Source organism: Streptomyces sp. NPDC002790, from assembly GCF_040295505.1.
In the GTDB taxonomy this organism is placed as follows: Bacteria; Actinomycetota; Actinomycetes; order Streptomycetales; family Streptomycetaceae; genus Streptomyces.
The window spans coordinates 66742-79143 of record NZ_JBEOVM010000004.1 but is presented as its reverse complement, the minus strand read 5'-3'; the positions used below and the strand labels follow the sequence as shown (position 1 = coordinate 79143).

General features: G+C 71.0%; 10 protein-coding genes and 3 pseudogenes. 10 read left to right on the top strand and 3 right to left on the bottom strand.

The features are described 5' to 3' along the window. The first annotated feature begins 1 nt into the window (after position 1). From ABT004_RS03955 to ABT004_RS03940, 4 genes and pseudogenes are all read left to right on the top strand, one after another. Complete coding sequence (locus ABT004_RS03955; RefSeq protein WP_351331242.1) at positions 2–946, top strand: ABC transporter permease; 945 nt, start codon at positions 2–4, stop codon at positions 944–946. Next, positions 943–1791 (top strand): ABC transporter permease subunit, encoded by an 849-nt coding sequence (locus ABT004_RS03950; RefSeq protein WP_351331241.1) that lies wholly within the window; start codon positions 943–945, stop codon positions 1789–1791. Before ABT004_RS03955 ends, ABT004_RS03950 begins: the two co-directional genes overlap by 4 nt. Beyond that, a pseudogene (locus tag ABT004_RS03945) lies at positions 1779–3020 on the top strand (ABC transporter ATP-binding protein); the annotation flags it as partial. The gene ABT004_RS03950 and the pseudogene ABT004_RS03945, both read left to right, overlap by 13 nt. Before the next feature lie 391 nt (positions 3021–3411). Continuing rightward, on the top strand, positions 3412–4203 hold the full coding sequence (locus ABT004_RS03940) for a class I SAM-dependent methyltransferase (RefSeq protein ID WP_351331240.1): 792 nt from the start codon (positions 3412–3414) through the stop codon (positions 4201–4203). An 80-nt stretch (positions 4204–4283) separates the two neighbouring features. Here ABT004_RS03940 and ABT004_RS03935 read toward each other — a convergent pair whose 3' ends face one another. From ABT004_RS03935 to ABT004_RS03925, 3 genes are all read right to left on the bottom strand, one after another. Next, the gene (locus tag ABT004_RS03935) at positions 4284–4940 is read right to left on the bottom strand and encodes an alpha/beta fold hydrolase (protein ID WP_351331239.1); all 657 of its coding nucleotides are present in this window, start codon (positions 4938–4940) and stop codon (positions 4284–4286) included. Positions 4941–5044: 104 nt separating this feature from the next. Further along, positions 5045–5695 (bottom strand): fasciclin domain-containing protein, encoded by a 651-nt coding sequence (locus ABT004_RS03930; RefSeq protein ID WP_351331238.1) that lies wholly within the window; start codon positions 5693–5695, stop codon positions 5045–5047. 176 nt (positions 5696–5871) lie between these two features. After that, complete coding sequence (locus ABT004_RS03925; RefSeq protein WP_351331237.1) at positions 5872–7764, bottom strand: alkyl/aryl-sulfatase; 1893 nt, start codon at positions 7762–7764, stop codon at positions 5872–5874. A gap of 236 nt (positions 7765–8000) precedes the next feature. Between ABT004_RS03925 and ABT004_RS03920 the strand changes: the two genes are divergently transcribed. The 6 genes and pseudogenes from ABT004_RS03920 to ABT004_RS03895 form a co-directional block, all read left to right on the top strand. After that, positions 8001–9350, top strand: coding sequence for a hypothetical protein (locus tag ABT004_RS03920; protein ID WP_351331236.1), 1350 nt, complete (start codon positions 8001–8003; stop codon positions 9348–9350). Continuing rightward, positions 9350–10315, top strand: a complete 966-nt coding sequence (locus ABT004_RS03915; RefSeq protein ID WP_351331235.1) for a S8 family peptidase — start codon at positions 9350–9352, stop codon at positions 10313–10315. The genes ABT004_RS03920 and ABT004_RS03915 overlap by 1 nt, the downstream gene beginning before the upstream one ends. A gap of 48 nt (positions 10316–10363) precedes the next feature. Beyond that, positions 10364–11350: a DUF389 domain-containing protein gene (locus ABT004_RS03910; RefSeq protein WP_351331234.1), complete on the top strand. Its 987-nt coding sequence runs from the start codon at positions 10364–10366 to the stop codon at positions 11348–11350. 119 nt (positions 11351–11469) lie between these two features. Further along, positions 11470–11655: pseudogene (locus ABT004_RS03905) on the top strand (tyrosine-type recombinase/integrase); the annotation flags it as partial. Positions 11656–11791: 136 nt separating this feature from the next. Then, entirely contained in the window at positions 11792–11959 is a 168-nt protein-coding gene (locus ABT004_RS03900; protein WP_351331233.1) for a hypothetical protein, read from the top strand. Between the two features lie 148 nt (positions 11960–12107). Beyond that, a pseudogene (locus ABT004_RS03895) lies at positions 12108–12386 on the top strand (transposase family protein); the annotation flags it as partial. Between the last annotated feature and the right edge of the window lie 16 nt (positions 12387–12402).

The window sequence follows — 12402 nt, the reverse complement described above, 5'->3', positions numbered from 1 at the left end:
CGTGCTGCGTTACGCCATGCGGCGGGGCGCCTGGACGGTCGTCCAGCTCGCGGTGCTCAGCGTGGTGGTCTTCCTCCTGACGAACCTCCTGCCCGGGGACGCCGCCACCGTCGACTTCAACGAGCAGGCGGGGCTCGACCAAGTCGCCGACCTGCGCGCCCAGATGGGCCTCGACCGGCCGCTGCTCGAACGCTTCCTGGACTGGGCCGGCGGCCTGCTCCACGGCGACCTGGGCACCTCGCTGGTCGGCGGCGGTCCCGTGACACATGTGCTGTCCCGATCCATGGGCGTGACGGTCACGTTGGCCGCCGTCACCGCGGTGCTGCTGGTGCCGCTGGCGGTCTGCATCGGTGTGCTGACCGGCCTGCGCGCGGGCAGCCGCACGGACCGCGTGCTCACGTCGGTGACACTGACGCTGACGGCGATACCCGACTTCGTACTGGCCCTGGCGCTCGTGGCGTTGTTCGCGCTGCGCCTGGGCTGGCTGCCGCCGACCTGGGTCGGCTCGGACGGCGACTGGTGGCGGCACCCGGAACTGTTCGTGCTCCCCGTCACCGTGCTGCTGGCCCGGACCGTGTGCCTGCTGTCACGGCAGATCCGGGCCGGCACCATCGCCGCCCTGAACTCCGGCTACACACAACAGGCCCGCCGCCTCGGGGTGCCACCCGCCCAGCTGGTGCTGCGCCACGTGCTCCCCAACGCCGCCGTGCCCGGCATCCAGGAACTGGCCCGCACCGGCGACCACTTGCTGGGCGGCGTCCTCATCGTGGAGGCCGTGTTCGCGGTCCCCGGCACGGCGACCGCTCTGGTGGAGGCCGTGCAGAACCGCGACGTGCCGACGGTGCAGGCGCTGACACTCGCCCTCGCCGCGGTCGCCTGCCTGCTCAACCTGGCGGCGGATCTGGCAGGCCAACGGCTCGCCCCGCGTGCGGAGGTGCTGCGATGAGCCGCGTACGCACTCGGCGGGCACTGGGCGGGGCGCTGCTCCTGGCGGTCCCCGTCGCGGCCGCTGTCGTCGGCCCATTGGTGACTCCCTCCTCAGTCCCTTCCGACGGGATGCCGTACACGCTCGGCGACGGGCATGTGCTCGGCACGGACGCGATGGGACGCGACGTCCTGACGCTGGTGCTGCGCGGCGGGGCCAGCGCACTGGGCGTGGCGGTCGGCGCGGTCGCCCTCGCCGTGCTGATCGGCGCCGCCCTCGGGCTCGCGGCGGCGAGCGCGCGCAGCCGGTGGCTCGACGACGTCCTCATGCGGCCCGTGGAGCTGCTGCTGCCGTTGCCCTCGCTGCTGGTCATCAGCGTCGTCGGGGTCGGGTGGCGCGGCCAACCGCTGGCGGTGGCCCTGGCGGTGGCAGCCCTCAACATCCCAGCGGTGGCAAGGCTGTTGAGGGCGGCGGCGCTGGACGCCGCCAGCAGCCCGGTCGCGGAGGCACTACGTCTTCAGGGCGAGTCACCTGCGCGCATCCTCTTCGGTCACGTGGGTCGCGCCGTGCTGCCGGTGGCCGCCGCCGACGCCGGTACGCGCGTGGGGGCGGCGGTGTTCACCGTGGCGGCGGCGAACTTCCTCGGCCTTGGTCTCGACCCCTCCTCCCCCGACTGGGGTGTGGTGATCGCCGCGAGCCGGGAGGCGCTGTTCGTCCAGCCCTGGGCGGTGTGCGCGCCGACGCTGCTGCTGGTGATGTTCACCGTCGGCGCGAACCTGCTCGCCGACGGACTTGTACAGGGCGGAGCCGCCGGCCAAAGGAGAACGGCTCGGGCGACGACGAAGGCGGCCGTATGGAACCGATGATCGAGGTCAGCGGACTGACCGCACGCGCCGACGGGGCAACCCTGCTCCACGCCTTCGATCTCACCGTGCGACCCGGCGAGGTGACCGCGCTCGTCGGCCCCTCCGGCAGCGGCAAGACCACGGCCGCACTCGCGCTTCTCGGCGACGCGGCGCCCGGCGTACGCCTCACGGGTTCGGTGACCGTCGCGGGCACCCAGGTGGTCGACGAGGACGGACCGACGAGCCAGGCCGCGACCGTACGAGGCCGTGTCATCGCCTACATGCCACAGCATCCGGCGCACGCCCTCAACCCGGCCCGCCGTATCGGCTCAGTGCTGACCGAACTCGCCCGGCTGCACCGGCCCGACGGCCCCGAGCGGTCCACCGCGGCACGGCACGCCACTCAGGCCCTGCACTCCGCGGGACTGCCCGACGCCGAAGCCGTCCGCAGACGCTTTCCGCACCAGTTCTCCGGCGGGCAACGCCAACGGGTGGCCCTGGCCCAGGCGTTGGCGGGCGCACCACGCGCCCTCGTCCTCGACGAACCCAGCACCGGCCTGGACACCGTGGCCCGAATGCGGCTCGCCGAGGAACTGGTACGGCTCGCGGCCCAGGGCTTCGCGCTCCTGCTGCTGAGCCACGACCACGACCTCGTACGCGCGGTCGCCGCACACACGGTGATCCTCGACCAGGGGCACGTCGTCACGGCGGGTGACACGGACGACGTGTTGCCTGCGCCGGAGGTACCGGCCGAGACGGTCCCGGATGCCACCGACACACGTGTGGACGAGACGCGCAGCGGGCTGGAGGCCCAAGGTCTGACCGCCTGGCTCGGGGCCGGACATCGCGGCGAGGCGCTGCACGACGTGTCCCTGCGCGTTCCCGAGGGTGGCCGCACCGCGATCGTCGGGCCCTCGGGAAGCGGGAAGACGGTGCTCGCCCGCTGCCTGGCAGGGCTGCACGAACGCCACCGCGGCCGGATCACATACGCCGGTGAACCACTGCCGGTACTGCGACGTCGCAGCGTGCGCCAGGTCAGGGCCGTGCAGTACGTCTGGCAGGAGGTGCGCGGCTCCTTCGACGAACGGCGCCCCGTTCTGGACCAGGTGGCACGGACGGCCGTCCGCCTGCACGGGGTGAGCGCCGCGGAAGCCGAGCGGCGGGCGCGGCAGGTGTGGGAGCGGCTCGGCCTCACAGCGGAGCACGCCACCCGGCCGGCCGCCGCACTCTCCGGCGGTGAACTCCAACGCGCCGCGCTCGCACGGGCGTTGCTGGCCGAACCGGATGTACTGATCTGCGACGAGATCACCACGGCCCTCGACCCGGTCAGTACCGACCTGGTGCGCCAGGAGATCGCCCGGATCCGGCAGGACAGCGCCACGGCCGTGCTCTGGATCAGCCACGACCTGCACCTGGTACGGCAGTTGGCCGACGACCTGGTCGTGATGGACGCCGGCCAGGTCGTGGAGCACGGCCGGTGCGACGCCGTTCTCGCCACCCCGCAGTCCGACACCACACGCCTGCTGCTGCGCTCCCAGCACCTCGGCACACACAGAAGATCACCGACGAACGCCCCGCCACGACCGTCCCGTTCCAGTCCCAGTCCCAGTCCCAGTCCCACCGAAAGGAAACCCCCCACACATGACCACGACACCCGTATCCGACGTAGCCGACTGGCAGCGCTGGCAGACCAGTTGGGACCGCCAGCAGGAGTGGTACATGCCGGACCGCGAAGAGCGTTTCCGCGTCATGCTGGACACGGTCGAGGCCGTGGCAGGTCGCAGCCCGCGCGTCCTCGACCTCGCCTGCGGCACCGCCAGCATCACCCAGCGCCTGCTGCAGCGCCTGCCCGAGGCGCACAGCACCTGCGTGGACATCGACCCGGCCCTGCTGACCATCGCCCGCGGCCACTTCGCCGACGACGACCGCGTCACGTTCGTCGAGGCGGACCTCACGGCCCCGGACTGGGCCGCCCAACTCCCCCACACCTCCTACGACGCCGTGGTGACGGCCACGGCGCTGCACTGGCTCGACACCCAACCGCTGCGCCGCCTCTACGGAACGCTGGCCGAACTCATCCGCGAGGGCGGCGTGTTCCTCAACGCCGACCACATGTACGACGAGTCCGCGCCCCGCCTCAACGCGGCCCTACAGGCCCACAACTCCGCGCGCCAGGAGCGCGATCGGGACGCGGGGGCCCTCGACTGGGCCGCCTGGTGGGGCGAGGTCGCCACGGACCCGCACCTCGCCGACGCGGCCCAGCGGCGCTTCGCCCTCCTGGGCGACCCGCGCGTACCGCGGCCCGCAGGCGCGAAGGCCGACCGCCCCGTCGCGACCCAGTGGCACCTCGACGCGCTGCGGGAACAGGGCTTCGGCGAGGCACGGCAGGTGTGGTGCTCCCCCAGCGATGCGCTGGTGGCGGCGCTGCGGTAGATCCCCGCCGCTCCGATCCCCTAGGAGACCTAGGAGACCGTGATCGCGCACCGCGACTCCTCGTATCGAGGCACCGACGGCTACCCGTGTGGAACGAGGTCCGCGACCCGCGAAGCGACCATGCGGTGCCAGCGGCCGCTGTTGCGCAGCATCGCGTGATCGCCACCGGGGACGAGGGACAGCTCCGCCCGCGCACCGGCTGCTCGGGCCCGGCGGACGAACTCCGCCGAGGCGCGTGGGTCGGTGACGCGGTCGTGGTCGCCGTGGAGGACGAGGATGTCCTTGTCCTTCAGATGCTCGACGGGTTCGTTCTCCGGGCACCACGGGGCCAGGGCCACGACGCCCCTCACCTGGGGGGCGCGGGCGGCGCGCAGAGCGGCGCGGCCGCCCATCGAGTGGCCGACAAGCACGACCGGCACGTCGCCGACGAGCCGTGTCAGTTCGTGGAGCGCCCGTTCCGCATCGTGGAGGGCATCGGCGTCGGCCCCGTTCCAGCCGCGCACGCGGTACCGGACCCGCGCCGTCAGGACGGGTTCATCCGCCAGGGCCGCCGCGACGGCACGCACGAAGGGCCGCATGCGCAGCGTCGCGAGATGCCAGGGGCGTGACGCGGAGCGGCTGTCGGCCCGCCCGCCGTGCAGGAACAGCACCGCAGCCCGCGGCGCCGGCGGGGTCCTGCCCAGCACCAGCGCGCCCCTCCCACCGGCCACCGTGGCCTCCCCTCCGCAATCGGTCATCCGCTGCCCTCCCCCCTCAGTCGGAGATCGCTGCCTCACGGTAGTCCGGAGCCTTTCCAGGACTGGATCGGGGTCACGTGGCACGTGGTGATGCGATGCCGCCGTCAGCTCTTGGGCATCAGGACACTGTCGATGATGTAGACGGTGGCGTTGGCGGTCTTCACGTTGCCGCAGACCACGTTGGCCGAGTCGTTGACCTTGTAGGACTCACCGGAGCCCGAGGTGGTCAGCTTCGACTTCTCCAGCGTCTCGAAGGAGCCCTTCTCCAGGTCCTTCGGCGTGAGCTGCTTGCCGACCACGTGGTACGTGAGGATCTTGGTGAGCTGCTCCTTGTCGTTGAGCACCTTGTTCAGGTCGGCCTTCGGGATCTTGGCGAAGGCGTCGTTGGTCGGCGCGAAGACCGTCACGTTCTTGGCGTTGTTGAGCGTGTCGACCAGGCCGGCCTTCTTGACGGCGGTCACCAGGGTCGACAGAGCCGGGTTGTTCGACGCGGCGGTCGCGACCGGGTCCTTCGCCATACCGTCGAAGGACCCCGCACCATCCTTGGGCACGGACGAACAGGCCGTACCAAACGGCTTGCTCATCGAGGCGGTGTCGTCCGAGGGGCTGGTCTTGTCGGTCCCCTTGGACGCGGAAGAGGAAGCGCTGTCGGAGCCACTGTCCTTGGAACTGCTGTCGGAACAGGCGCTCAGCGCCAGCGGCAGCATGGCTGCCGCAGCGACGACGACGGCGGTACGACGGGTTCGATTGCGCATGGCAATCCCTCCACGGTCGGATCAGGGGGAGCCTCTTCGCTCCCGACACCCGTAATCCGGCGTGGACGGGCATGCGGATTGGTCAATTCCTGGAACGGGTGAAGATCGGCCTCCGACAGCGGCAGGGATCACGCGACAGCGCGGGAGGGCTGTTCGGTCGTCCGCGGCCCGACACGTCACGGAGTGACGATGGGGAAGTCCTGGTCTCCCGGGTCCAGTACGGCGGCGAGGCGCTCGAACACCGACGCCTCCCCCTCGACCTGCACACCTGCCTGCTGGAGTCCCTCGGGCGTCAGACCCGTGACAGCCAGCTGCGGCAGAGCACGGACGGTGGTGGTGAGGGTGGCGTCGGCTGCCGTCTTCTGGGAGGCCGTGCTGTAACTGAGCACGCCGTTGGCCAGGCAGAGCCGGTAGTTCTCGTCACTGTCGGTGAGGTGGACGTCGACGCTCAACTTCTCGTCCCATGCCCTGGGGCCGTCGATCTGGATGGCGATGGCATCGAAGAGCATGGTCGGCGTGAGGTTCCCGACGATGTCGGGGGCAGCCGCGACGATGGGGGTGCCGAACTGGCCGGCGCGCAGTTCGGTGGCTCCGGAGAGGTAGAAGTTGCGCCAGGGGCCGTTCTCCGCGCCGTATCCGAGCTGCTCGAAGGTGTCGGCGAGCAGCTCACGTGCCGCGGCGTGGTCGGGCTGGGCGAAGACGACATGGCTGAGTACCTCGGCCGCCCATCGGAAGTCGCCCGAGGCGAACGAGGTGCGCGCCTTGTCCACGACCGTGTCGGCGCCGCCCATGAACTCGACGTAGCGCTTGCCCGCCTCGACCGGGGGATGCTGCCAAAGATGTGCCGGGTTGCCGTCGAACCAGCCCATGTAGCGCTGGTAGATGGCCTTGAGGTTGTGGCTGACCGAGCCGTAGTAGCCGTGCGTGTTCCAGGCGCTCTCCAGCGCGGGCGGCAGTTGCAGGTGCTCGGCGATCTCGGCCCCGGTCCAGCCCTTGTTGATCAGGCGCAGGGACTGGTCGTGGAGGTAGCCGTACAGGTCGCGCTGGGTCTCCAGGAAGTGGATGACGCGCTCTTGTCCCCAGGTCGGCCAGTGGTGCGAGGCGAAGGCGACGTCCACCACGTCACCGAACAGGTCGATCGTCTCGGTGAGCGCGTGTGACCAGGCATGCGGGTCGCGGACGACGGCGCCGCGCAGGGTCAGCAGGTTGTGCAGGGTGTGGGTGGCGTCCTCGGCGGTGCACAGGGCCCTGAAGTCGGGGAAGTGGATGAGCAGTTCGGCGGGGGCCTCGGTATTGGGGGCCATCTGGAAGACCATCCGGACCCCGTCGACGACCTCTTCCTGTCCCGTCGTGGAGACGGTGAGGGTCGGCGGGATGAGTGTGATGGTGCCGGTCGAGGTCGTCTGTCCGAGTCCGGCGCCGACTGCTCCCTGCGGGCCCCGGGCGAGCGCCGCGCCGTACATGTAGGCGGCGCGCCGACTCATGGCCGTGCCCGCGTACACGTTCTCGGCCACAGCGTGCTCGGTGAAGTCCTCGGGCGCGATGACCGGGGTGCGCCCGGCGTCGACGTCCTCCTGCGTCGTGACGCCCTTGACGCCGCCGAAGTGGTCGACGTGCGAGTGGGTGTAGACGACTCCGGTGACCGGCCGCTCCCCACGGTGTTCGCGGTACAGCTCAAGCGCCGCCGCAGCGGTCTCCGTCGAGATCAGTGGATCGATGACGAGCACGCCGGTGGCGCCCTCGATGAACGTGATGTTCGACAGGTCCAGGCCGCGTACCTGGTAGATACCCTCGACCACCTCGAACAGCCCCTGCTCTGCCACCAGTTGCGACTGGCGCCACAGGCTCGGGTTCACGGTGTCGGGGGCTTCGCCCTTCAAGAAGGCGTACGTGTCGCTGTCCCATACGACGTCGCCGTCCGCACCGGTGACCGTGCTGGGGACGCGGCGCGCGATCAGCCCCCGCGAGGCGTCCTCGAAGTCCTGCCGGTCGGAGAACGGGAGGTGCTCTCGCAGCTCCGCCTGCTGCCTGTTGATGAAGGGCTGAGCGGCCTTGGGCGGAGGAGTCATTCCGATAGATTCACACCGATATGCACGTTATATGAAGCCGACGCGCCAGTCATTTTGTGGGCCCGGCATCGGCCCGGCGGCTTGGCCCCGTGTTGTTCGCGTTCGGCCCGCGTCTCGTCGTCGCCACCCTTGAGGCGCGTCCGGGCGGGTCCCCTGTTCGGGTCACCCACCTCGCCGACATGCGGGCCTGACGCATCCCATGGAGTGCAGCACGGTCGTCCCGGGAGGAGGCATCTGTGGCGGAGGGCTCACATCGCGCGGGCCCGGACGCGCAGGCGGAACTGAGGGCGTTGCGAGAGCGGGTGGCGACACTCGAGAGCGAGCACTCCCCCGGGCACCGGCGGCACCGGGGGCGTTCCTTCCTGGCCGCCGTGCTCATCGTCGTCGGGTGTGTGCTCGCGCCGCTGTCCGTGGTCGCGGCGTGGGCTGCCGACCAGGTCGGCGACACCGACCGGTACGTCGCGACAGTCGGCCCGCTCGCCGCGGATCCGGCGGTGCAGGACGCCGTCGCGAACCGGGCGACCGACGCGCTCATGTCCCGTATCGATCTGTCGATACTGCTGTCCGATGTGCCCGCCCAGGACCGGCCGCGCCTGGAGAAGGCGCTCGGCAGCCTCGGTGACTCGCTGGAGAGTGCCGTCCGCAGCTTCGTCCACGACAAGGCCCGCGCCGTGGCCGGCTCCGACGCGTTCGAGACCATCTGGAAGCAGGGCAACCGGCGGGCCCACAGCACGCTGGACAAGGCGCTGACCGGCAAGGGCGGCGGCGCCGTCCAGCTGAAGGGCGACACGGTCACCGTCGATCTCGCGCCCCTCGTCGACCGGGTCAAGCAGCGTCTCGTCGACAACGGCATGACCGTCGCGGGCCGCATCCCCGAGATCCACACCGACTTCACGCTGGTCACGTCGGAGAACATCAGCAAGGCCAGGACGTATGTGCGGCTGCTGCAACTCGCCGGGAACTGGCTCCCCGTCATCGCCCTGGTCCTGGTCGCCGCCGGCGTCCTGCTCTCCGTACGCAGGAGAAGGGCCCTGGTCACCGGAGCGCTCGCCGTCGCCGTCGCCACCGGGCTGCTCGGCATCGGATTGCGCGTCTTCCGCGTGATCTACCTGGACCGGCTGCCCGCAGACGTCTCGCAGGACGCGGCCGCTGCCGTGTACGACACCATGACGCACTTCCTGTTCACCATGGTCCGCATGGTCGTCGCGCTCGGCGTCGTCGTCGCCCTGGCGGCATGGCTGACCGGACCGGGGCACCGGGCCGGTCTGCTGCGTGGGCTGTGGACGTCCGGTATCGGCGGTGTGCGGGCGACCGCGGAACGGGCCGGGATGCGGACAGGCCCGGTCGGTCCCTTCGTCGGCCGCCACCGGACCTGGATCACCTGGGTGCTCGTGGCCGCCGCGCTGCTCACGTATCTGCTGTGGTCGCATCCGACGGGCTGGGTGGTCGTCGGGATCGCACTGTGCCTGCTGCTCGCGCTGGCCGTTGTCGAGTTCCTGGGCGGCGCGGCACCGGAGGAGACCGGCCGGCCGGGCCGTCGCCCGGACGTACCCCCTGACGTGTTCACCGCGAGCAAGGAGACATGATGCGCGCCCTACGGACTTCCGCCGCTCTCTTGGCCGGTCTGCTGTGCGCCGGACTCGCCACGGGCTGCGGGGACGACGAGGACAAGGCCGATCCGATGCGCGACCAGCAGTGGGCGCTGGACACCCTGAAGCTGCCCGCCGCCTGGGACGGCGCCAAGGGCGACGACACCGTGATCGCCGTCGTCGACAGTGGTGTCGACCTCGACCACCCGGACCTCAAGGACCGGCTCGTGCGCGGGTACGACTTCGTGGACGGGGACCGCCGCCCCAAGGACGGGTTCGGCCACGGCACCCACGTGGCAGGCATCGCGGCGGCGGACACCGACAACGGCACGGGCATCGCGGGCGGGGCGCCGGGCGCGAAGATCATGCCCGTACGGGTCCTCGGCTCGGACGGCAGTGGCAGCAACGCGAACATCACCAAGGGCATCGTCTGGGCCGCCGACAACGGCGCCGACGTCATCAACCTCTCTCTCGGCGAGGGCCCCCTGATGTCCAACCTGCTCCAGGGCGGCATCCTCAACAAGGCCATCCAGCACGCCCACGACAAGGGCGCCGTGGTCGTGGCCGCCGCCGGGAACGACGGCGCCGCCACTCAGCCCTACAAACTCGACACCCCGGTGCTGGTGGTCGGTGCGAGCGACAAGAACGGGCGACCGGCGGACTTCTCCAACTTCGGTGCGCAGAACGCCGTTTCGGCCCCCGGCGTCGGCATTCTCTCCACCCTGCCCACGTACACCGTCGAGCTGACGAAGAAGAACGACTCCGGGTACGGAAAACTCGACGGCACCTCGATGGCGGCACCCTACGTGTCGGCCGTCGCCGCCCTCCTGCACCAGGAAGGCAAGAACCCCGACGAGATCATGGAGACCATCCGCGACACCACCACCGACCCGGGACAGCAGAAGCGGCTCGGCCTGGGCGTGGTGAACGCGCAGGCCGCCGTCGATGCCGCGGACGACTGACGGCAGGGCAGCGCCATCGCCTCCGTAGACGCGGGCACCGTCCGCCGGATGACCGACACCCTGTTCATCGAGCGGGACCTGGGCAGCCCCAGTTCGACCCGCTTCTGGGGGCTGCTCGTCCTGGCGGCGGTCATCGCGAGTGCCGGTGTGGTGGGCGACTCGACGGCGACCGTCATCGGAGCCATGATCGTCGCGCCGCTCATGACTCCGATCCTGGGCAGCGCGCTGGCCCTCGTCCTTGCCGACCGCGCGCAGGTGGTGCGATGCGCGCTGCTGGTACTCGGAGGCGCGCTCGCGGTCGTCGCGGTGGGCATGCTGCTCGGCTGGATCGCCGCCCCGCCGGACGACTTCGCCTCCAACGGTCAGGTGTCCTCACGCATCAGCCCTCGCCTGATCGACCTCCTCGCCGCGCTGGCGACGGGCACGGTCGGCGCGTTCGCCCTCGTCCGCGCCGACATCTCGGACACGCTTCCGGGTGTCGCGATCGCCATCTCGCTGGTGCCGCCGCTCGCGGTCACCGGGCTGCTCATCACGGTCGGCCGCTACCACGACGCCGGCGAGTCGGCGCTGCTGTTCGCGACCAACGTGGCGGCCATCGTGGCGACCGGGACCGTCGTCTTCCTCGTCTACGGGATCCGGGGCGCGGCACAGGAATCCGGCTCCCTGGTGGGGCAGTTCCACGGCCGGACGCTGGTGGCGGTCGCCGTGGTCGTGCTGTTGATCGCGGTGCCACTGACCACCGGGACGATCACCGTCGCCCGGGACCGTTCACTCGCGGCCGACGCCCGGCCGGTGGCCGAGCAGTGGGCCACCGCCGGCAACTGGCAGATCGCCTCGGTCGACGCCCGCAACGGTGTCGTGGTCATCGGCGTACTCGGCCTACCACCCCAGCCCTCGCCCACCACACTGCGCACCGCGCTCGACCGCAACGGCATGCGCGACGCGGACCTCGAACTGCACCTCGTGGGCGGCCGCACGCACTGGTGCCCGGCGGACACCGACACCTGCACGGTGCGGGACGGGGGGCGCGGGTAGGGCGGCGGGCCGAGTACGTGCCTCTCCCCGGCGGCACCGCGGGTGCCCACGGAGGGTCGTAGGCAGGGAACGGCGGAGGGGGACTCACCGCGGCCTCGCCGTCAAACGGCGGCGGACGCATCACCACCGCCACCCTGCGTCGCGCCACCCACTGGGACGACGTCACCCGCCGCCTCGGCTACGACCACCTACGCCGCCACGACCTCCGCCACACCGCCCTGACCTGGATGGCCGACGCCGGCATCCCCCTCCACGTCCTCCAACAGATCGCCGGACACCAAGAGATCACCACCACCCAACGCTACCTCCACCCCAGCATCCGCCACCTGACCACCGCCGGCCAGAACCTCACCAACTACCTCTGTACACGTAGCGGCCGTCGGTGCCGGGGGCGGGGGCCGGGGCCGGGGTCGGCCGCGTCCGTCGCCGACACCCCGGGTAGTGGATGTAGCCGAGGTCCGGCTGATCGCGCGTACCCGGCTGGGCGGGGAGACCATGCAGGTCTTGGCCCTGGAACGTGGGGTCAGCGTGCGCCAGCTGTACCGGCACCGCTGCGCCGCCGAGCGACATCTGGCCGCCTACCAGCGCCATCAACTCGCCGACCAGTGAGCCGCGTTCACTGCAGCGGCGCGAGCTGCTCGCCGAGAGGCCCCCGCGTCTGGGCCGCGCCCTGAAAAAAACGTCAAGCGGGGCAGCGAGGTCGAACTGAGCGACGGCACTCTGATTCCCCCAGCGCCGTACCGGCAAGGCGAACCGCCCGAACTACTCCGGCAAGCATCACCGCCACGGCCCGCACGTGCTTGCCCTGACCGACGAGCGGGACTGTCCGGTATGGATATCGGCCGCCCGGCCCGGCCGCACCCACGAGATCACCGCCGCCCGCCCCAACCACATCCTGGCCCACCTGCGTGCTGCCGGCCTCGGCGCCCCGGCCGACCTGATCCTGGCCGCCGGTCGCGTCCCCGTCGAGCGTTGCGTTGCCCACCTGAAGGACTCTGCTGCGCAATTCTCGGCGGTCATGGTCCCGTCTCACTGATTTTTGAGTGCGTCTC

Bases quoted from the DNA above. Each gene is read 5' to 3' on its own strand.
- ABT004_RS03930 (WP_351331238.1), bottom strand. From the start codon at position 5,695: ATGCGCAATCGAACCCGTCGTACCGCCGTCGTCGTCGCTGCGGCAGCC.
- ABT004_RS03925 (WP_351331237.1), bottom strand. From the start codon at position 7,764: ATGACTCCTCCGCCCAAGGCCGCTCAGCCCTTCATCAACAGGCAGCAG.
- ABT004_RS03940 (WP_351331240.1), top strand. From the start codon at position 3,412: ATGACCACGACACCCGTATCCGACGTAGCCGACTGGCAGCGCTGGCAG.
- ABT004_RS03915 (WP_351331235.1), top strand. From the start codon at position 9,350: ATGCGCGCCCTACGGACTTCCGCCGCTCTCTTGGCCGGTCTGCTGTGC.
- ABT004_RS03950 (WP_351331241.1), top strand. From the start codon at position 943: ATGAGCCGCGTACGCACTCGGCGGGCACTGGGCGGGGCGCTGCTCCTG.
- ABT004_RS03935 (WP_351331239.1), bottom strand. From the start codon at position 4,940: ATGACCGATTGCGGAGGGGAGGCCACGGTGGCCGGTGGGAGGGGCGCG.
- ABT004_RS03910 (WP_351331234.1), top strand. From the start codon at position 10,364: ATGACCGACACCCTGTTCATCGAGCGGGACCTGGGCAGCCCCAGTTCG.